Source organism: Pantoea stewartii, from assembly GCF_011044475.1.
Lineage (GTDB): Bacteria > Pseudomonadota > Gammaproteobacteria > Enterobacterales > Enterobacteriaceae > Pantoea > Pantoea stewartii.
This window is the reverse complement of sequence record NZ_CP049115.1, coordinates 2,488,277-2,507,007: the sequence shown is the minus strand read 5'-3', so window position 1 is coordinate 2,507,007 and position 18,731 is coordinate 2,488,277. Positions and strand designations below refer to the sequence as shown.

Annotated in this window: 18 protein-coding genes; 10 read left to right on the top strand and 8 right to left on the bottom strand. The window is 54.4% G+C overall.

The window, feature by feature from the left end; genetic code table 11:
- Positions 1–14: 14 nt before the first annotated feature.
- A complete protein-coding gene (gene greB / locus G5574_RS12005) occupies positions 15–491 on the bottom strand; it encodes a transcription elongation factor GreB (protein WP_033741594.1) in 477 nt (158 codons plus the stop codon).
- A 148-nt stretch (positions 492–639) separates the two neighbouring features.
- Positions 640–888 (bottom strand): exopolysaccharide production protein YjbE, encoded by a 249-nt coding sequence (yjbE, locus tag G5574_RS12000; RefSeq protein WP_006121012.1) that lies wholly within the window; start codon positions 886–888, stop codon positions 640–642.
- A 533-nt stretch (positions 889–1,421) separates the two neighbouring features.
- Between yjbE and ompR the strand changes: the two genes are divergently transcribed.
- Positions 1,422–2,141 carry an osmolarity response regulator transcription factor OmpR gene (ompR, locus tag G5574_RS11995; protein ID WP_001157751.1) on the top strand — a complete coding sequence of 240 codons (720 nt, stop codon included), beginning with the start codon at positions 1,422–1,424 and terminating at the stop codon, positions 2,139–2,141.
- The gene (envZ, locus tag G5574_RS11990) at positions 2,138–3,502 is read left to right on the top strand and encodes a two-component system sensor histidine kinase EnvZ (protein WP_006121011.1); all 1,365 of its coding nucleotides are present in this window, start codon (positions 2,138–2,140) and stop codon (positions 3,500–3,502) included. Before ompR ends, envZ begins: the two co-directional genes overlap by 4 nt.
- 36 nt (positions 3,503–3,538) lie before the next feature.
- On the opposite strand, the gene pckA is transcribed toward envZ, so the two are convergent.
- The 5 genes from pckA to G5574_RS11965 all read right to left on the bottom strand — a co-directional run bounded on the left by pckA (position 3,539) and on the right by G5574_RS11965 (position 9,609).
- Positions 3,539–5,158, bottom strand: coding sequence for a phosphoenolpyruvate carboxykinase (ATP) (pckA, locus tag G5574_RS11985; RefSeq protein WP_054686900.1), 1,620 nt, complete (start codon positions 5,156–5,158; stop codon positions 3,539–3,541).
- A gap of 281 nt (positions 5,159–5,439) precedes the next feature.
- Complete coding sequence (gene hslO, locus G5574_RS11980) at positions 5,440–6,306, bottom strand: Hsp33 family molecular chaperone HslO (protein WP_006121009.1); 867 nt, start codon at positions 6,304–6,306, stop codon at positions 5,440–5,442.
- Between the two features lie 46 nt (positions 6,307–6,352).
- Complete coding sequence (gene hslR, locus G5574_RS11975) at positions 6,353–6,754, bottom strand: ribosome-associated heat shock protein Hsp15 (RefSeq protein WP_162286686.1); 402 nt, start codon at positions 6,752–6,754, stop codon at positions 6,353–6,355.
- Positions 6,751–7,416 carry a GMP/IMP nucleotidase gene (gene yrfG / locus G5574_RS11970; protein ID WP_394550769.1) on the bottom strand — a complete coding sequence of 222 codons (666 nt, stop codon included), beginning with the start codon at positions 7,414–7,416 and terminating at the stop codon, positions 6,751–6,753. Before yrfG ends, hslR begins: the two co-directional genes overlap by 4 nt.
- 57 nt (positions 7,417–7,473) lie before the next feature.
- Complete coding sequence (locus tag G5574_RS11965) at positions 7,474–9,609, bottom strand: intracellular growth attenuator family protein (RefSeq protein WP_039342672.1); 2,136 nt, start codon at positions 9,607–9,609, stop codon at positions 7,474–7,476.
- Positions 9,610–9,996: 387 nt separating this feature from the next.
- On the opposite strand from G5574_RS11965, the gene nudE reads away from it, so the two are divergent.
- Entirely contained in the window at positions 9,997–10,563 is a 567-nt protein-coding gene (gene nudE / locus G5574_RS11960) for an ADP compounds hydrolase NudE (RefSeq protein ID WP_006121006.1), read from the top strand.
- Positions 10,564–10,625: 62 nt separating this feature from the next.
- On the opposite strand, the gene mrcA is transcribed toward nudE, so the two are convergent.
- Complete coding sequence (gene mrcA, locus G5574_RS11955; RefSeq protein WP_039342670.1) at positions 10,626–13,178, bottom strand: peptidoglycan glycosyltransferase/peptidoglycan DD-transpeptidase MrcA; 2,553 nt, start codon at positions 13,176–13,178, stop codon at positions 10,626–10,628.
- A gap of 116 nt (positions 13,179–13,294) precedes the next feature.
- On the opposite strand from mrcA, the gene pilM reads away from it, so the two are divergent.
- The 7 genes from pilM (at position 13,295) to aroB (ending at position 18,725) form a co-directional block, all read left to right on the top strand.
- Complete coding sequence (pilM, locus tag G5574_RS11950) at positions 13,295–14,101, top strand: pilus assembly protein PilM (RefSeq protein WP_164482655.1); 807 nt, start codon at positions 13,295–13,297, stop codon at positions 14,099–14,101.
- Positions 14,101–14,643, top strand: a complete 543-nt coding sequence (locus G5574_RS11945; protein WP_164482654.1) for a PilN domain-containing protein — start codon at positions 14,101–14,103, stop codon at positions 14,641–14,643. Before pilM ends, G5574_RS11945 begins: the two co-directional genes overlap by 1 nt.
- On the top strand, positions 14,636–15,124 hold the full coding sequence (gene gspM, locus G5574_RS11940; RefSeq protein ID WP_164482653.1) for a type II secretion system protein GspM: 489 nt from the start codon (positions 14,636–14,638) through the stop codon (positions 15,122–15,124). The genes G5574_RS11945 and gspM overlap by 8 nt, the downstream gene beginning before the upstream one ends.
- Entirely contained in the window at positions 15,111–15,506 is a 396-nt protein-coding gene (locus G5574_RS11935) for a HofP DNA utilization family protein (RefSeq protein ID WP_054686911.1), read from the top strand. Before gspM ends, G5574_RS11935 begins: the two co-directional genes overlap by 14 nt.
- Complete coding sequence (hofQ, locus tag G5574_RS11930; RefSeq protein WP_072193577.1) at positions 15,442–16,713, top strand: DNA uptake porin HofQ; 1,272 nt, start codon at positions 15,442–15,444, stop codon at positions 16,711–16,713. The genes G5574_RS11935 and hofQ overlap by 65 nt, the downstream gene beginning before the upstream one ends.
- A 363-nt stretch (positions 16,714–17,076) precedes the next feature.
- Complete coding sequence (gene aroK / locus G5574_RS11925) at positions 17,077–17,598, top strand: shikimate kinase AroK (RefSeq protein WP_033741572.1); 522 nt, start codon at positions 17,077–17,079, stop codon at positions 17,596–17,598.
- 38 nt (positions 17,599–17,636) lie between these two features.
- Positions 17,637–18,725, top strand: a complete 1,089-nt coding sequence (gene aroB, locus G5574_RS11920; protein WP_033741570.1) for a 3-dehydroquinate synthase — start codon at positions 17,637–17,639, stop codon at positions 18,723–18,725.
- The last annotated feature ends 6 nt before the right edge of the window (positions 18,726–18,731 follow it).

The following is an 18,731-nucleotide window of genomic DNA, read 5'->3' as shown; positions in this document are numbered from 1 at the left end:
AGCGATATTCTGAATCAGGCTTCAATATAGCTAATTTCATTAACATACCAGGCGGCCGGCCCGGCTGGCGTCTCAACAATGGCCATATCACCGACCGCTTTTTTTAACAGCGCACGGGCCATCGGCGAGTCAATCGAGATGTAATCCTTACGGCCAAAAATTTCATCGTAGCCCACGATACGAAAGCGTTTCACTTCACCGTCGTCATTCTCGACTTCCACCCAGGCACCAAAAAATACTTTGCCATCCTGTTGGGGCGAATAATCCACAATACGCAGTTGCTCAAGACTTTTGCTGAGATAGCGGACGCGGCGGTCAATCTCGCGCAAACGCTTCTTATTGTACTGGTAATCGGCATTTTCACTCCGATCGCCCAGGCTGGCAGCCCAGGTCACTTTTTTGGTGACCTCGGGTCGCTCTTCCCGCCACAGATAATCAAGTTCAGCTTTTAAGGTGTTAAAACCTTCACGGGTAATCAGTCGCGTTCTCATGTACTGCAGCCGGTCAAATCAAAAGAGCTTCAGTGTAAAGCAAATCCGGTGTGACGAAAAAGGGGGCGAGAAAAGGGTTTTTAACAGGCTAAAAACCCTTTTACTGCGCTTCACGCTCAGGGAAGCACAATGAGGCGAGGAGGCTGACTTATTTACCCGCTTTGGTCGACGTCGTGGTTGAGGTGCTGCTGCTGTTACCATCACCGCCGCCACCGCCTGCGGTCGCCAGCGCTACGCCCAACAGCGCGCCAATGGCACCAATACCGATGGCATTGGAGTTGCCCTGAGCGGTTGTGGTGGCCTGTGCACCGGCGGCTTCACCGGCTGCAGGGGCGGCATAACTTTGGCTGATGCTGGACAAGGCCAGTACGCTCAGCAGTAAGATCGTTTTTTTCATGTTTTCCCCGTAAAGCGACAGATTGGCGTTGCTTTAGTCTGGGTGATATCAGGCAGTACGCAAAGTGAGCTTTACTGATTGAATTATTGGACTTTAGCTGCAAGTGGACTCATTAAAAGCGGATCTCATACTAATCCGAGAACGGTCGCGTATTATCCTGTTTTTTTGCGGAAGAATATGCTGTTATCAGAGTCATAAACCGCAGCTTGCCGGAGAAGCGGGCAATAACAGATTCGATTTAAGTCAAATTTTCTGGCAACCCGTTGTTTTTTTTAGCGCGATTATCACTGGTACGGTGTTAAAACCAGTAAATAGCGGAATTTTAGCCAATATTTCAGATTTGCCGTATTCTGTCCCACGGAGGACGAAACGGAACGGCTTCCCCGTCAGCAGAACGTGAATTTAAATATAAGCTGCTGTTTAATATGCTTTGTAACAATTTTGACTAGAATATAAACCATTAAACACTGTCGCTGTGCCACATGTTTTTTTAACAATATCGGCTCAGGCAATCGCGCCTTTGGGAGTTAAAAATGCAAGAAAACTACAAGATCCTGGTCGTCGATGACGATATGCGTTTACGCGCTCTGCTTGAACGCTACCTTACCGAACAAGGCTTTCAGGTGCGCAGTGTCGCCAACGCCGAGCAGATGGATCGTCTGTTAACCCGCGAATCCTTCCATTTGATGGTGCTGGATCTGATGCTGCCTGGCGAAGATGGGCTGTCGATTTGCCGCCGTCTGCGTAGCCAGAGCAACCCCATGCCTATCATCATGGTCACGGCTAAGGGTGAAGAAGTGGACCGTATCGTGGGGCTGGAAATCGGTGCGGACGACTATATTCCCAAGCCATTCAACCCGCGTGAACTGCTGGCGCGCATTCGTGCCGTGCTGCGTCGTCAGGCCAATGAGCTGCCCGGTGCGCCTTCGCAGGAAGAAGCGGTCATCGCGTTTGGTAAGTTCAAGCTCAACCTGGGCACGCGGGAAATGTTCCGTGAAGATGAACCTATGCCGTTAACCAGCGGCGAATTCGCCGTGCTTAAGGCGCTGGTGAGTCATCCACGTGAGCCGCTGTCGCGCGATAAACTGATGAACCTGGCCCGCGGTCGTGAGTACAGTGCTATGGAGCGTTCCATTGACGTTCAGATCTCTCGCCTGCGCCGCATGGTGGAAGAAGATCCGGCTCACCCACGCTACATCCAGACCGTTTGGGGCCTGGGTTACGTCTTTGTACCGGACGGCAGTAAAGCATGAGGCGGTTGCGCTTCTCGCCACGAAGTTCGTTTGCCCGCACCTTGTTGTTGATCGTTACCTTGCTGTTTGTCAGCCTGGTAACGACCTACCTGGTGGTGCTGAACTTCGCCATTCTTCCCAGCCTGCAACAGTTCAATAAGGTTCTGGCGTATGAAGTCCGTATGCTGATGACGGACCGTCTACAACTGGAAGATGGCACGCAGCTGGAAGTGCCACCCGCGTTTCGCCGCGAAATCTATCGTGAACTGGGTATTTCGCTCTATACCAATGCGGCGGCAGAGGAGAGCGGACTGCGCTGGGCACAGCACTATAAGTTCCTCAGCGATCAGATGGGGCAGCAGCTTGGTGGCCCGACCGATGTGCGCGTCGAGGTTAATAAAAATTCCCCGGTTGTCTGGTTAAAGACCTGGCTGTCGCCCGATATCTGGGTGCGCGTGCCGCTGACTGAAATTCACCAGGGTGATTTCTCACCGCTGTTCCGCTATACCCTGGCGATAATGTTGCTGGCGATCGGCGGGGCCTGGCTATTTATCCGCATACAAAACCGCCCGCTGGTGGACCTGGAACACGCCGCACTGCAGGTCGGTAAAGGCATTATCCCGCCGCCACTGCGTGAGTATGGCGCGTCAGAAGTGCGCTCGGTCACGCGCGCGTTTAACCAGATGGCGGCAGGCGTTAAACAGCTCGCTGACGACAGAACGTTGCTCATGGCGGGCGTCAGCCACGATTTACGTACGCCGTTAACCCGTATTCGCCTCGCCACAGAGATGATGAACGAGCAGGATGGCTATCTGGCCGAATCGATCAATAAAGACATCGAAGAGTGCAATGCCATCATCGAGCAGTTCATTGACTACCTGCGCACCGGTCAGGAAATGCAGACCGAACTGGCCGACCTGAACAGTGTTTTGGGTGAAGTGGTGGCCGCAGAAAGCGGCTACGAGCGTGAAATCGAAAATGCGGTGATGGCGGAAGAGTTGATGCTGGAGATTAATCCCCTTTCCATTAAACGTGCGCTGGCTAACCTGGTGGTGAACGCAGCACGTTATGGAAATGGCTGGATCAAGGTCAGCAGCGGTCGGGAACTGCATCGCGCCTGGTTCCAGGTTGAAGACGATGGCCCGGGAATTAAACCCGATCAACTGGCCCATCTGTTCCAGCCGTTTGTGCGCGGTGACAGTGCGCGTAGCACCAGCGGTACCGGTCTGGGACTGGCTATCGTGCAGCGTATTATCGATGCACATCAGGGTTCGCTGGAAATTGGCGACAGTGAGCGGGGAGGATTACGCATCCGTGCCTGGCTGCCGTTAGCAGAAACTCCGGAAGCGGTTCAAAACAGCGGCAATCTTTCGCTGAGCTAAAAAAACGGCGCGGTGGTTCAGGCCGCGCCGTGGCGATTAGCGCTGTGGACCGGCTTTAACCAACGCGGCACCTGCCGCATTATCGGTATACTTCTCAAAGTTAGTGATAAAACGCTGGGCCAAATCATCCGCCGCAGCGTGCCACTTCGCTTCACTTTCCCAGCTACGACGTGGATCCAGGGTGTCTTCATCCAGATCGCCCAGGGTTTTAGGGACCTGAAGGTTGAATACCGGCAGCGTTTCCGTTGGCGCATCATCCAGCTCACCGGCCAGAATCGCGTTGATAATGGCGCGGGTATTTTTCAGCGAAATGCGTTTTCCACTGCCGTTCCAGCCGGTGTTAACCAGATAAGCCTGCGCACCGGCCGCTTCCATGCGCTTCACCAGCACTTCTGCATACTGCGTGGGGTGCAGTGTCAGGAAGGCGGCACCAAAGCAGGCTGAGAATGTTGGCGTGGGGGCGGTCACACCGCGTTCCGTGCCGGCAAGCTTGGCGGTGAATCCCGACAGGAAATGGTACTGCGTCTGCTCTGGCGTTAAACGGGAGACCGGAGGCAGTACGCCAAAGGCATCGGCGGTCAGGAAAATCACCTTCTTCGCATGACCTGCTTTGGAAACCGGCTGCACGATATTATCGATGTGATGAATCGGATAGGAGACGCGGGTGTTTTCGGTTTTGCTGTCATCCGCAAAATCGATACTGCCGTCTTCACGCACCACCACGTTTTCCAGCAGCGCATTGCGGCGAATGGCGCGGTAGATTTCGGGTTCGGCCTGCTCAGAAAGATTAATCGTTTTGGCGTAGCAGCCGCCTTCAAAGTTAAACACGCCGTCATCGTCCCAGCCGTGTTCATCATCGCCAATAAGCTGGCGATCCGGATCGGTAGACAATGTGGTTTTACCCGTGCCGGACAGACCAAAGAACACCGCCACGTCACCGGCTTTACCCACGTTGGCCGAGCAGTGCATTGACGCAATGCCTTTCAGTGGGAGCAGGTAGTTCATGATTGCGAACAGCCCTTTTTTCATCTCCCCGCCATACCAGGTGCCGCCAATCAGCTGCATCCTTTCCGTCAGGTTAAAGGCCACGAAGTTCTCAGAATGCAGTCCCTGCGCCTGCCAGTCCGGATTGGTGCATTTTGCGCCGTTCATGACCACAAAATCCGGCGTGAAGTTATCCAGTTCGGCAGCGCTGGGCTGGATAAACATGTTTTTCACAAAGTGTGCCTGCCAGGCCACTTCGGTAATAAAGCGTACGCTCAGGCGTGAGTCAGGATTGGCACCGCAGAAGGCGTCCACAATAAACAGACGCTTACCTGAAAGCTGCTGCGTCACGCATTTTTTCAGCGCTTGCCAGGTTTCCTGCGACAGAGGCTGGTTATCGTTTTTTCCGGTGCCTTGATCGTTCCACCACAACGTATCGCGCGTGGTGTCATCGCGGACGATGTACTTATCCTTAGGCGAGCGCCCGGTAAACACCCCGGTATCGACTGCGATTGCGCCGCTTTGCGTCAGGGTGCCACGCTCAAAACCTTCGAGCTCCGGGCGCATCTCTTCCTGAAATAACGTGTCGTAATCAGGGTTGTGAACCACCTCAGTGGTATCGGTGATGCCCAGATCGGCAAGGGCTTTCGAGGTCAGGCCGTTAACGCGCATTTTACTGCTCCTTAAATCGGTGTCTGTTCTGTACGGGCAAAAAGAGTTTGGGATCGTGTCGGTCAAAGGCCGCCCGGTCAGGCGAGGAGACAGATCGCGCGCAGTGTACTCTACTGAGTCTGAGGGGGAAGGTATGTTCTTTTAAAAATGCGACTCAGGGCGCGTTAAGGTCGTGTTTCGAACGTTTTTAAGATGTTAAGAAAGTAAAAAAAGATAATTTATCAAGTAAATTAAGGGCATAGCAAAGCAGAGGTGAGGGCGGCAGAACCGCCCTGGTCGGATCAGTGAAGACGGTTGCTGTTTTCCACGGAGTTGCTGCGGATACCGGCAATATCGACAGCATCGAAAACATAATGCGATCCGCAATAGTCGCAATGCATATCGATTTTGCCGTCTTCGGCAATAATCTCATCGACTTCTTCCTGCGGCAGCGTTTTCAGGACCTCGCCGCAACGTTCGCGCGAGCAGGTACATTTGTAGATCACCGGCTGGGGATCGTAAACGGTCACTTCTTCCTGATGGTACAGTCGCCAGAGCACATCAGTTGCCGGCAGGTCGATCAATTCTTCTGTTTTAATCGTCTCTGTCAACGTAGCGAGATGGTCGAAATCCTCTTTATCCGTGTCCTGCGCGGGCAGAACCTGTAACAGAATCCCGGCGGCGCCTGCATCGCTGGTGCGGATAAACAGTCGGGTTGGCAGCTGTTCTGAACGCATGAAGTAATCTTCCAGGCATTCGCTCAGCGTGTCACCTTCCAGACCGACCACGCCCTGATAGCGCTCACCTTTTTCTGGTGTAATCGTAATCACCAGATAGCCGTTGCCCACCATGCTCTTAAGCGTGCTGTCGTCAGGGATCTCGCCTTTCATTCGCGCGACACCGCGTAATTCCTGCTGATTATTCCCATTGATCACGGCCAGCGTCAGCGGACCATCGCCCTGCAACTGCACGGTGATCTCACCATCAAATTTCAGCGTCGCGGTAAGCAGGCTGGTTGCCACCAGTAACTCACCCAGCAGGGTTTGCACAGCGGGTGGATAATCGTGGTTTTTAATGGTTTCACGCCAGGTGTTTGAAACGTTGACCAGTTCGCCACGAACAGCAGCATTTTCAAACAGATAACGGCGCAGTTGATCGTTTACAGACATAATTTTTCTCTCTTTGGGCGGGCGGTGAGCGGCATCAAGGCCTGTCTTACTCATCACCCGATAACTTAAATTTCATCAAATCGCGGCGCTCTTTTTTGTCAGGCCGGCGATCGGGATGGGGCATAGTCAGCGCATTCATTTTGCGCGCCAGCGCCATTTTTTCGCGCTTCTCAATGCTGGCGTCCGTTTCACGATAAAGCTGCTGCGCTTCACTGGCCGGGCGCCGCTGTTCGCTGATCCCGGTAATTACGACGGTACGTTCATCATTGCCCTGGCGCAGGGTTAGCTCCGCATCACGTTCAACCAGCTTACTTGGTTTGCTGCGCTGACCATTGTAATGAACCTTACCGCCTTCAATCATCTCGCGCGCAATGGAACGGGTTTTATAGAACCGCGCCGCCCAAAGCCATTTATCAAGACGAACACCGTCGTCAGATTTTTCTTTCATAGCTGCTCCCAGGCCTGGATCACTGTGCGGTAATGGCTTATTGCATAGTGACGCTGAAAGGGTTGTTCGGGACGACCGGAATCAGGATTACGGATGCCTAAACACCAGCCGATTCCCCAGGATTTAGCGACATCAAGAAGGATTTCGTTGTCATCAATGAACAATGTTCGTGATGCATCAAAGCCCGTGTGTTGCGCGACCGCCTGCCACAAACGTTGATCTTCTTTCGGATAGCCAAAGGTATGGGTGGAAAGTAATAAATCAAGGTGTGGTGCTAAACCTGTTTGTCGTCGTTTAACGTCCAGATTCCAGGGATGCGCATTGGTTAGCAGAATAGTGCGCTTACCTGCGCGCCGCAGCATCTGCAGAAAAGGCAGCGTATCGGGCCGTAAGCGGACGCGATGACGGTGTGCCCAGAGCATCGCGTGGATATCCAGTTGCAGGGCCTCTGACCAGTAGTCCAGACAATACCAGTTTAGCGTATGGGACACGGCCTGATATTTTTCTTCCATCAACTGCCGCGCGTGTTTGACAGGGATGCCCCGATGCGCGCTCAGCGCATCCGGCACCTGTTCCCGCCAAAAGACGCGGTCAAACGCCAGATCCAGTAACGTGCCGTCCATATCCAACAGCACGGTATCAATATCAGAACCGTTACACATCATGGCGGATTTACCCATTGCCTTTTCGCGCAACAGGGTAGCACAGTTGCAGGCCGGTCAGAATACGGAGCGCACGCCCTGTATAGTGCTGAGGGAAGGGTTAAAGCACGTGTCGTAGTATTGCTGAATCGCGAGCATACGCTGACGATTCAGATGCATACGACGCAGCGCCAGCAGGCCGTTAGTCAGGCCACAGGCCAGGAGCACGATTAACAGCAAGGCGGCACCGAGATAGCGCCATTTTGCCATCGCATCAGGTTCATTATGCAGGGCGATATGGCGCGTGCCGTTGGCATCTGTGTAGATGTTCGTGATGATGCCCGTCGCGCTGAACGGCGTGTGCAACAGCAGTGAGGACAGACGTTGCAGCTCCTGCCATTGTGAGGCCGCATCCAGATCAAACAAGGGAACCGCGGGCTGAGGCTGGTTGACTAACTGGTGCCCTTCGTCGCTGACAATCACAAACCCGCCCGGCGGTGGGCTGTTGAGATTTTCTGTGGCACGACGCGTTTCACGATAAAAGAAGGTCGACGTCGCGGTGTGCACCAGATTTTCCAGCGCTTCCGCGCTGACAGGGCGCAGCAGGACATTCATCCCGTTAAGTTGACCGGAATCGGCGCGGCTGACTAATGTGTCCCAGTCTTTGGCATTGCCCAAATTCACCAACGCGTTTTTAAGCCGAACACAGTCCTGTGCCTGGCTGCACAGCGCCTGCGTTTTCAATACCAGATCGGAAAAGTCATCCAGCAAAATCATGCCTGATTTCTGAATCGCAGACGCTAACTGCGGATTCAGTTTGGGGTCCGTATTGGTTTCGGGATGCAGCTGTTTTGTGGTGGTTTCCAGAAGCGCGGAGGCTTTCTCAATAATATCTGAGTGAGGCAGTGGCAGAGGCGTAGCGTTATTCCAGTAGATCTGCGAGCAGTCGAACGGCATGTAGATATAAGTGCGATTGCTTTGATAATTGCCCGGCACGGCACACATGCCGGTCCCGGTAACCTTCAGGCTATCACCCACTTTCAAATCTTCACGACTCAGTTGATTGACGCTACTGACATCAAGGCTGTCAGTACCTTTTACCCATGCAAGGCTGAGCTTGATGGGCATACTGAGCGGTATCCAGGTGAGTAAGAAGGCCAGAACAATAAAAGCACCGCAGGCCAGAACGACATTTTTCCGCCAGCGCTGAAGCGGAAAGTTTTTTACCTCGTCCTGCAAAGAAAGAAAACGGCCCTGACGCACCACCTGACGGTTAAGATAAATTTCGACGTCTGTAACCTGCCCCAGGTCGTGTGCGACGTAAGGCTGCCAGTGCGCAGGATAAATCAGGTCGATAATCCCCAGCGTGATGTTGCTCTGCTCTTGATTGGACTCGCCAAATAAGCCCCAGCGTTTTGGCGCGCCGCGCAGGCAGTGGATCTCACGCAGACCATTTTCACCGGGAATCCGGTACATTAACCACAGACTTGCGGCGACCATCGCGCTGGCAATCACCACCAGCCAGATCATCAGACTTGTGGGTAATAACAAACCAATAAAAAACATCATCAACGCAAACGAGATGATAACGGCCTCGCGCGTGCCATCCGGGCGGGACAGTCGATACTCTTCCAGGGTTTCTTTGCGCACCCGAACTAACTCAACGTTTTCGCTTTCGGCCTTACGGATAGAGGCATTTGTGGATGCCGGACGTATCAGATTAGGCAGTGACTGCTGATCAATCGCGTAATCCACCAGCGAGTGGCCGTTTAACGAAATGATGAGTGGGATCGATTGCGTACGGATCAACTCAACGTAATTTTCATCGGTGATGTACTGTTCCCACAGCGGCGGCAAATGGACTTCAACTTCATCCAGATAGTAGCGCCACTTATGCGGATCGTCGGTGGAAAGCCCATAGCGGGTAATCGCGCGGGTAACCGGATAAACATTGTTGCTCTGGGCGGTCAGCACCAGCTTTTCGTGCCGACGACGGGATTCACCAGGGCTGAGAATACGGGGTTGTTTTTCCAGGGCGGCAAGATACTGCTCTACGGCTCTGCGCTCTCTTTCAGTCAGTTTACGGCAGGGCGGGCTGATGAATGGCAACGGTTTCGCCAACGGCGGCCTGCGCCGCATAGCGTACCAAAATCCAATACCTGCCAGAATTGAACAGGTTAGCACTAAGGCCAATATAATAATTATTGTGCTCATGCTTTGCTCAATTCAGCCAAAATACTGCCTTCACTTTAGACTTACGTCCCCAGACGCGCCCCTGATTTCAGGCGATTGATGGGAGGTTAAACAACTCTGACAAGTTTAACAACAAACAAAATTGTACTGTAAATCATTTGATTAGGCGTTATTACAGCACACAGTGCCAGAATAGTAACTATCATGCACATAGTATTGTATCGGCATTGTCTGAATTTTGAAGGCAGATATTGACTAACGCAAATTTTTTGTGCCCGAAATAGAGCCGTTATTGCATAGAGAAAACGTGGGCTGCGTAACCGGATGACGTCATTGAGTCGCACAATGCTCCACGGTTAGGTATGCTAATTCGCTACGGAGTGCTGGCGCAGCAAGTTTGAGGCTGATATGAAAAAGTCGTTAAAAAAACCTGACATCCTCAATGTAGAAACCGTAGCACGTTCACGGTTGTTTACTGTCGAAGCGGTCGACCTGGCCTTCAGCAATGGCGCCCGGCGCATTTATGAACGCATGAAACCGTCGGAACGCGAGGCAGTCATGATTGTGCCCATCATTGATGATCATCTGATTCTGATCGAAGAGTATGCCGTGGGCCTGGAAAGCTATGAACTGGGCTTTCCAAAAGGCTTAATCGATCCGGGTGAAACGGTCAATCAGGCGGCCGACCGTGAACTGAAAGAGGAAGCGGGATTCGGGGCTGGCCAGTTGACTTTGCTGGGTAAACTGACGATGGCTCCGTCCTATTTTTCCAGCAAGATGAACATCGTGGTTGCAGAAGGGCTTTACCAGGAGAAGCTGGAAGGGGATGAGCCTGAGCCGCTGGTGGTCCACCGTTGGCCGTTAAGCAACATGCTGGCGTTACTGCAGGAGCCTGATTTCCGCGAAGCGCGCAACGTCAGTGCGTTGTTTATGGTGCGTGAGTGGCTGGTGAAGCAGGGCCGTCTGCATTACTGATTGAGCACCAGATTTCCGGGCGGTAAAAAGCGGAGAGGCGGCCAGGCCGCCTCTCACGTTTATCAGAACAGTTCGTGACTTTCACCATTGTCCATGATGGTCGTGCCTGCATCATGAACCGAATATTCGGTTGGCTGTGTTCCGTTGATAAAGTACTCCTGACGTGTGTTTCCTCCGCCATTGGCCAGCTTGCCCGTACTGCGGTCAATGGTCACGGTAACAATGCCCTCAGGCGGCGTTAACGGCTGAACAGGTACACCTTCAAGGGCCACTTTCATAAAGTCATCCCATGCAGGCTGTGCACTCTTCGCCCCGCCTTCATAGCCCGAAATCTGATCGGGAATGGCACCAGAAAGCGTACTGCGACCCAGATCGCGACGCGCATCATCGAAGCCGATCCACACCGAGGTCACCACGCCCGGGCCGTAACCCGAGAACCAGGCATCTTTGGAGCTGTTAGTCGTCCCTGTTTTCCCGCCGATATCATTACGTTTCAGGTCGCGTCCGGCACGCCAGCCGGTCCCCATCCAGCCTGGCTCACCAAAAATATTACTGTTCAGCGCGCTTTTGATCAGGAAGGACAGCGGTGTGTTAATCACGTGCGGCGCATACTGCTGCTCGCCACCCTGCTGAGGCTGGGCGGGCACTTGCTCCAGCTCAGGCTGCGGCACGGCTTGATTTTGCTGTGGGGCGGACGGGGCAACGTTCTCAACGCTTTCCGCATTCAGCGCCAGCGCTTTTTTGGTTTCACCGTAGATCACCGGTAAGTTGCACTGCGGACAGGCAATTCTGGGTTTCTCTTCGAAAACAGTCTGTCCCTGTTCATTTTCGATCTTACTGATGAAATAAGGATCGATCAGGAAGCCGCCGTTAGCCATGACCGAATAGCCCCGCACGACCTGCAGCGGTGTGAACGACGCGGCACCCAGGGCCAGCGATTCGGTATGCACAATATTCTGTGCCGGGAAGCCAAAACGCTGGAGATACTCTGCGGCGTAATCCACGCCCATTGCACGCATGGCACGAACCATAACTACGTTTTTAGACTGCCCCAGGCCCTGACGCAGACGAATCGGACCATCGTAAGTGGGCGGAGAGTTCTTTGGACGCCAGTCCGCACCGGCACCGGCATCCCAGCGAGAAATCGGTACGTCGTTCAGAATGGAGGCCAGCGTTAACCCGCGATCCATCGCCGCGGTATACAGGAACGGCTTGATGTTTGAACCCACCTGGCGCAGCGCCTGAGTCGCGCGGTTAAACATGCTCTGGTTGAAGTCAAAGCCCCCGACCAGTGCGCGAACCGCACCGTTATTAGGGTCCAGTGAAACCAGGGCCGAGTTCACATCCGGTACCTGGCCCAGCCACCATGTATCGCCGACCTGGCGTACCCAGATCTGCTGGCCCGGCTGAAGCACCTGTGCAATGCTTTTGGGTGTCGGTCCCTGCACTGTGTCCGATTTAAAGGCACGCGCCCAGCGCACGCCCGCCATCGTCAGTGACACATTGCTGCCATCCTTCATCATGACGGTGGCTTCGTCACTCTGGACATGCGTTACGACGGCCGGATGAAGCGGCCCGTACAGAGGCAGATTTTTTAATGCTTTAACAATCTGCGTTTGCCCCCAGGCTGGCTCGCCGACTTTCCACAGCACGCTGGTAGGGCCACGATAGCCGTGACGCATATCGTAGGCGATGACGTTGTTCTGCACGGCTTCCTGCGCGGATTCCTGCAGACGGCGCGTCACGGTGGTGTAAACCTTGTAACCATCGGTATACGCATTATCGCCATAGCGTTTCACCATTTCCTGGCGCACCATCTCGGTCAGATAGGGCGCGGAGAAGACGATTTTCGGGCCATGATAGCTGGCGACCAGCGGCGCATTACGTGCTTCATCATATTGCTGCTGGGTGATGTATTTCTGGTCCAGCATACGAGCCAGCACCACATTGCGCCGGGCGACAGCACGACTGTGGGAATACAGCGGGTTAAAGGTTGACGGGGCTTTCGGCAGCCCGGCGATGGTCGCCATTTCACTCAACGACAGCTCGCCAACGGGTTTGCCAAAATACACCTGCGAGGCTGCGCCAACGCCATAAGCCCGGTAGCCGAGATAGATTTTATTCAGGTAAAGCTCAAGAATTTCGTCTTTATTCAGCAACTGCTCAATGCGAATCGCCAGAAAGGCTTCCTTTACCTTACGCATCAGGGAGCGTTCCGGACTGAGGAAAAAGTTACGCGCCAGTTGCTGTGTGATGGTACTGGCCCCCTGGGACGCATGGCCTGAAACCAGCGCGACGCTGGCGGCACGGAAAATCCCGATGGGATCCACACCGTGATGCTCATAGAAGCGGCTGTCTTCCGTCGCAATAAACGCATGGACCATGTCAGGTGGAACCTGCTGCAGGCTAAGCGGAATACGGCGCATTTCACCATACTGGGCGATAAGATCGCCGTCGGCGCTGTAAACCTGCATAGGGGTTTGCAAACGCACATCTTTCAGTGTGTTAACGTCGGGTAACTGGGGCTCTATATATTTGTACAAACCATAAATCGAGCCAGCTCCCAGCAAGATGCAACACACTGCAAGGATTAATAAATACTTTACGAACTTCACCTGAGATTTCCCATCTGTTGTCGTTTGGGCAGTTTATAAGCAACCGCGCAGTAGTATAAAGGCAAGCCAGACGCTTTGATATGTCCATTTTTCCGGACGATAAGGAGATCGCGCGCATGGCTTTTCACACCTGGCAAATTGGACTGGATATTCAGAACCGGCAGTGCTGTGCCCTTGCCATCCTGCGTCGTCGCCGGGGTTGGCAATTATGCCACTGGTGGCAGCAACGGCTGCCGCAAGATACGTTAAGAAACGGTGTGCTGCAATCTTCCCCTGCATTGCTGTCTGTATTAAGCCAGTGGCGTAAGGTGTTACCACGGCGCTATACGTTACGGGTCTGTCTTCCCGCGCACCTGGCACTACAGCAACCGCTTTCTCTGCCTGATCCGCCCTTAAAAGAACCCGCACTGGGCCGCTTTGTCCGGGCATCCGCTCAGCGTCTTTTCCCGGTGGACGCCAGTGAACTGGCCCTGGATTACCGTGTCGATACCAACCTGGAACGGCTAAGCGTCACGGCTGCACGGCGGGATGTCGTTACGCAGTGGCGGACACCGCTGGAGCAGGCCGGCCTTAAATGCTCTGTGTTTGAACTGGCGACGAACGCACTCAACATCGTCGCAGAACAGGCGCAACTGGCTGCGGGAAGTGTAGTGGTTTTACGTCAGGATGCACGTTACCTGTGGAGCGATGGCGTCAACGCCGCACTTTTTGCCGGAGAGGGCGATTTTGACGCGCTACGTGAGCAGGCTTTTCCCCACGCGACGTCGCTTTATTATTGTGATGCCGATAACGCATTGCCGCCGGCTGATACGGTGCCGTTCTCTCCCCTGCAAACATTTCGCTATCAGCAGCCACCTTTGCCCGCGTATCCGGGGGCCTTCGTCCTGGCCGCCGGGCTGGCGTTGCGGAAAGAGGATTGCTGATGGTCGCTGTGAACCTTCTTCCCTGGCGGCACTGGCGCTGGCAGCGTCAACGGCGTCAGAGCTTACGTATGCTGGCTGTCACGTCAGGACTGGTCGTGCTGCTGGTGGCAGGGCAGTGCTGGCGGGATCATAAGGCGCTCAGACGGGTTCAGCGTCAGCATGTCGGCCTCAGTCATGCCCTTAAGGCCGCTGAACAGCAGGTGGTGCAGCAACAGCGACTGCTGAAACAACTGGATGAGGCGCAGCAGCGCCGCCACTGGCTGCACCAGCAGAGCAGGCAGTTTCACGTCTGGCAGCAACTCTGGCTTGCGTTGCCTGCTTTGCTGCCCGACGGGCTGTGGTTAACGCGACTGGATAAACGGGAAACGTCGTTACAACTGGAGGGCAAAGCGCAGCATATGCAGGAGATTCGCGCCTTTCGTCAGCGCTTAAGCGATGTGGCGCTGTTTTCACAGATCAAACAAGGCAATGTGCAACGCCAGCCTGAAGAGGAGTATCGCTTCGTCTTGCATATTCGCCTTAAGGAGGCGACTAGTGAGTAGCCTTACCGGGCACTGGATGCGGTTAGCTCCACCGCTGCGTTATGGCAGCCTGTTGGCGGGCGCGGTCTGCCTGCTGTGTGTGGCCTGGTGGACCGTGCTACAGCCGCAAAAACGGGTGCTGGCTGATGCCAGGCATCAATGCGTGCAGCAGCAGGCGCACCTGCAACAGCTGCAGCGACAGTTTGCCCGCTATCCCGCCCTTGCTGTTTTACAGGCACAACTTCAGCAGATTCAGATGGAAAAGTCAGCCGCGTCATCGACGCTGGAGGCGATCATCGCAGAGCGGGGTGCAGCGCTTGAGCAGTGGCTGCCCGATGAACAGCCTCGAGCCCTCACTTTCCATCTGCAATGGGCCCAGTTTCCGCCGTTGTTTTCTGCGCTTTCAACGTCTGCAGCGGCGTTTCCTGATCGCTTTCAGTTAACCGCTCATTCTGACTATCTGGTGGCGCAACTCTGGCTGGACGCTGATGAAACCCATTAGTGTTGTTCTGCTGTTACTCAGCTGTGGCGCTGGCGTTGCGCAGGCACGGGATCCGTTTCGTCCCCTTCCTGGCGCGGCCTGCCTGGCGGAGGTTGAACCTCTCAGCGAATGGCGTTTGCAGGGCATCATTGGTCGTGCTCCCCGGTTCCAGGGCTGGCTACTGACGCCACAGGGCAAATCCGTTCACGTCCTGAGCGACCAGCCTTTTCCGTTGTTCCCCTGGCAAACCCTCCGGTTTACTTCCCGTTCGCTTCAGCTATTTATTCCGGGCAGTTGCCCGGCCCAACGTTTCACGTTTCATCTCAAAGGACGCCTGCATGATAAGGATAGCGATTCTGACACTCCTGCTGTTTTGCCAGATCCCCGCTCACGCCAGCCCTGATGAGGGCCTGAGCCTCGCGTTTGATGATGCGCCGATTGAGCGCATTTTACAGGCGCTGGCTGATTACCAGCAGATCAACCTGATGATCTCCCCTGAGGTTAACGGAACGCTGTCACTGCGGCTGGACAACGTCTCCTGGCAACAGGCACTGTCGCTGGTCGCGCGGATGGCGCAACTGACTGTGCTGGAAGAAGATAACGTTCTGCTGGTTTATCCCGAGCGTTGGCAGCAGCAGCGGCGCGAAGCAGAAAAGGTACAACAGGCGGAAGCGCGTCAGCAGCGTCCTTTAATGCAGCGCAGGATCAACCTGCTCTATGCCAGTGCCAGTGAGGTGCACCGCAGCCTGCAAGGGGAACGCCAGTCGCTTATGACATCGCGCGGGAGCGCCTCTGTGGACACGCGCACCAACAGCCTGTTGCTACGCGACACTGAACCGGCTCTGCAAGACACGGAGCGCTGGATTCAGGCGCTGGATGTGCCGCTGGAACAGGTTGAGCTGGCGGCCCATATCGTGACGATTAGTGAAGAGAATCTGCATGAGCTGGGCGTCAACTGGCGACTGTCTGAGGATAGTGAAAGCCTCAGCCGGGCTTTACATCACCCGCTTCTGGCTATTCCCCTGGGGCTGACCTCGCCCGCTGTTTCGCTGGGCGTCACGTTGTCGCGGACAGGCGGCAGAGTGCTGGATCTGGAGCTCAGTGCGCTGGAGCAGGAAAACCAGGTTGAAATCATCGCCAGCCCGCGGCTTTTTACGTCGCATCAGCAAACCGCGTCGATTAAACAGGGCACCGAAATCCCTTATGAAGTCTCAGCCGGTAACAGCGGCGCAACCAGTATCGAATTCAAAGAAGCGGTGCTGGGCATGGAAGTCACGCCCACAGTTTTAGGCAATGGCCGCATTCAGCTGAAAATACGTATCAGCCAGAACGTGCCGGGGCGCGTGGTTCAGACCAGCGCCTCGCAGGTACTGTCGATTGATAAGCAGGAAATGGAAACGCAGGTGACGGTTAACGACGGGCAAACACTGGCCCTGGGCGGTATTTTCCATCAGCAGCGCACTCAGGGGCAAACGCAGGTGCCGTTACTTGGCCGTCTGCCTGTCGTGGGGGGATTATTCCGCCAGCAGGCTGAAGAACATAAAAAACGCGAGCTGGTGATCTTCATGACGCCGCGATTGGTCAGGGAAGCAGCGCTTACGGCACGATAAAACGGAAAATGTGCCCTTAAAGTTTAACTGCGTTGACGCAGGACAGGAATTAGCTTACAAGGTTTAGCGATTTTTAACACGTTGTAAGCGTCTGAGTTGGAAGAACCCGGCAAGCAGATGAGCGAATTCCTCTGTACGCAGTCATGTCACAACGCTTTACTGACGCCTTACAGTTTCGCGAACAACAGGCCAATTCAGAAATGGATGTGCTGTAAGCAATATAATCGGTTGCCAAACAGCCTTGAGTGTTGAGATAATTTTTCGTCTGACTCTTGCTAACGCTCATGAGGTCTCAGTTCCTGTCCCGCCAGTAAAATGCTGAAAGCGGGGTATCATTAACGAATTCTTAGTAATACCGACAAAATGGCAGAGAAACGCAATATCTTTCTGGTTGGGCCGATGGGTGCCGGCAAAAGCACTATTGGCCGTCAGTTGGCTCAGCAACTCAATATGGAGTTCTTCGATTCCGATCAGGAAATTGAGCGACGCACCGGAGCGGATGTGGGCTGGGTTTTTGACGTTGAAGGCGAAGCTGGCTTCCGCGATCGTGAAGAAAAAATCATCAATGAACTGACCGAGAAGCAGGGCATCGTCCTGGCGACCGGCGGTGGCTCCGTAAAATCCCGGGAAACACGTAATCGTCTCTCCGCCCGCGGCGTCGTGGTTTATCTTGAAACCACTATTGAGAAACAACTGGCACGTACGCAGCGTGACAAAAAACGCCCCTTACTGCAGGTCGAGTCGCCACCGCGTGAAGTACTTGAAGCGCTGGCCGCTGAACGCAACCCGCTGTATGAAGAGATCGCCGATGTTACCATCCGCACTGACGATCAAAGTGCAAAAGTGGTGGCGAATCAGATTATCCACATGTTGGAAAAAAGTTGATCCAACGTTTGAAAGCTCTTTGACAGGTATCGAGCATCATGGAGAAGATCACCGTTTCATTGGGGGAACGCAGTTACCCCATCACTATCGCCGCCGGACTGTTTAATGATCCGGCTTCTTTTTGGCCGTTAAAAGCGGGTGATAATGCCATGCTGGTCACGAACGAGACGCTGGCACCGCTTTACCTGGATAAGGTCACGGCGCGGCTAAAGGCGGCGGGAGTGAAGACGGATCAGGTGATTTTGCCCGACGGTGAGCAGCACAAAACGCTGGCGGTGATGGATCAGGTTTTTACCGCCCTCCTGCAAAAGCCCCACGGGCGCGATACCACGCTGGTGGCGCTGGGTGGGGGCGTGATTGGCGATCTTACCGGTTTTGCTGCGGCAAGCTATCAACGTGGTGTGCGGTTCATTCAGGTGCCGACCACGCTGCTGTCTCAGGTTGACTCGTCGGTTGGCGGAAAAACGGCGGTTAACCATCCTCTTGGCAAAAACATGATAGGTGCGTTTTACCAGCCCGCTTCGGTCGTGATTGATACGGAATGTCTCCGGTCACTGCCTCCGCGTGAGCTGGCGTCCGGTCTGGCTGAAGTGATTAAATACGGCATCATTCTGGACGGTGAATTCTTTCACTGGCTTGAGCAAAATCTTGATCGCCTTCTGGCGCTGGATGAAGCCGCGCTGGCCTGGTGCATCCGTCGTTGCTGTGAGCTGAAAGCCGAGGTTGTCGCTGCGGATGAGCGTGAAAACGGTCAGCGCGCATTACTGAATCTGGGTCATACTTTTGGCCATGCCATTGAAGCGCATATGGGCTATGGCAACTGGTTGCATGGTGAAGCGATTGCCGCTGGTATGGTGATGGCGGCGCGAACCGCGCAACGTCTTGGTCAGTTCAGCGAACAGGATTGCCAACGCGTTATCGCGTTACTGCAGCGCGCCGGTTTGCCGGTACACGGACCGGTTGAGATGCAGGCTGAAGACTATTTGCCCCATATGATGCGCGATAAAAAAGTGCTGGCGGGCGAATTACGTCTGATACTGCCTTTGGCGATAGGCCGCGCTGAAGTGCGTGGTGGCGTGGCTCATGATATGGTGATGGCGGCAATTAATGACTGCCAGAAATCTTGATATTCA

Excerpts from the sequence above, each read along its gene's own strand:
- greB (WP_033741594.1), bottom strand. The coding sequence starts at position 491 with ATGAGAACGCGACTGATTACCCGTGAAGGTTTTAACACCTTAAAAGCT.
- yjbE (WP_006121012.1), bottom strand. The coding sequence starts at position 888 with ATGAAAAAAACGATCTTACTGCTGAGCGTACTGGCCTTGTCCAGCATC.
- ompR (WP_001157751.1), top strand. The coding sequence starts at position 1,422 with ATGCAAGAAAACTACAAGATCCTGGTCGTCGATGACGATATGCGTTTA.
- envZ (WP_006121011.1), top strand. The coding sequence starts at position 2,138 with ATGAGGCGGTTGCGCTTCTCGCCACGAAGTTCGTTTGCCCGCACCTTG.
- pckA (WP_054686900.1), bottom strand. The coding sequence starts at position 5,158 with ATGCGCGTTAACGGCCTGACCTCGAAAGCCCTTGCCGATCTGGGCATC.
- hslO (WP_006121009.1), bottom strand. The coding sequence starts at position 6,306 with ATGTCTGTAAACGATCAACTGCGCCGTTATCTGTTTGAAAATGCTGCT.
- hslR (WP_162286686.1), bottom strand. The coding sequence starts at position 6,754 with ATGAAAGAAAAATCTGACGACGGTGTTCGTCTTGATAAATGGCTTTGG.
- yrfG (WP_394550769.1), bottom strand. The coding sequence starts at position 7,416 with ATGTGTAACGGTTCTGATATTGATACCGTGCTGTTGGATATGGACGGC.
- G5574_RS11965 (WP_039342672.1), bottom strand. The coding sequence starts at position 9,609 with ATGAGCACAATAATTATTATATTGGCCTTAGTGCTAACCTGTTCAATT.
- nudE (WP_006121006.1), top strand. The coding sequence starts at position 9,997 with ATGAAAAAGTCGTTAAAAAAACCTGACATCCTCAATGTAGAAACCGTA.
- pilM (WP_164482655.1), top strand. The coding sequence starts at position 13,295 with ATGGCTTTTCACACCTGGCAAATTGGACTGGATATTCAGAACCGGCAG.
- G5574_RS11945 (WP_164482654.1), top strand. The coding sequence starts at position 14,101 with ATGGTCGCTGTGAACCTTCTTCCCTGGCGGCACTGGCGCTGGCAGCGT.
- G5574_RS11935 (WP_054686911.1), top strand. The coding sequence starts at position 15,111 with ATGAAACCCATTAGTGTTGTTCTGCTGTTACTCAGCTGTGGCGCTGGC.
- hofQ (WP_072193577.1), top strand. The coding sequence starts at position 15,442 with ATGATAAGGATAGCGATTCTGACACTCCTGCTGTTTTGCCAGATCCCC.
- aroK (WP_033741572.1), top strand. The coding sequence starts at position 17,077 with ATGGCAGAGAAACGCAATATCTTTCTGGTTGGGCCGATGGGTGCCGGC.
- aroB (WP_033741570.1), top strand. The coding sequence starts at position 17,637 with ATGGAGAAGATCACCGTTTCATTGGGGGAACGCAGTTACCCCATCACT.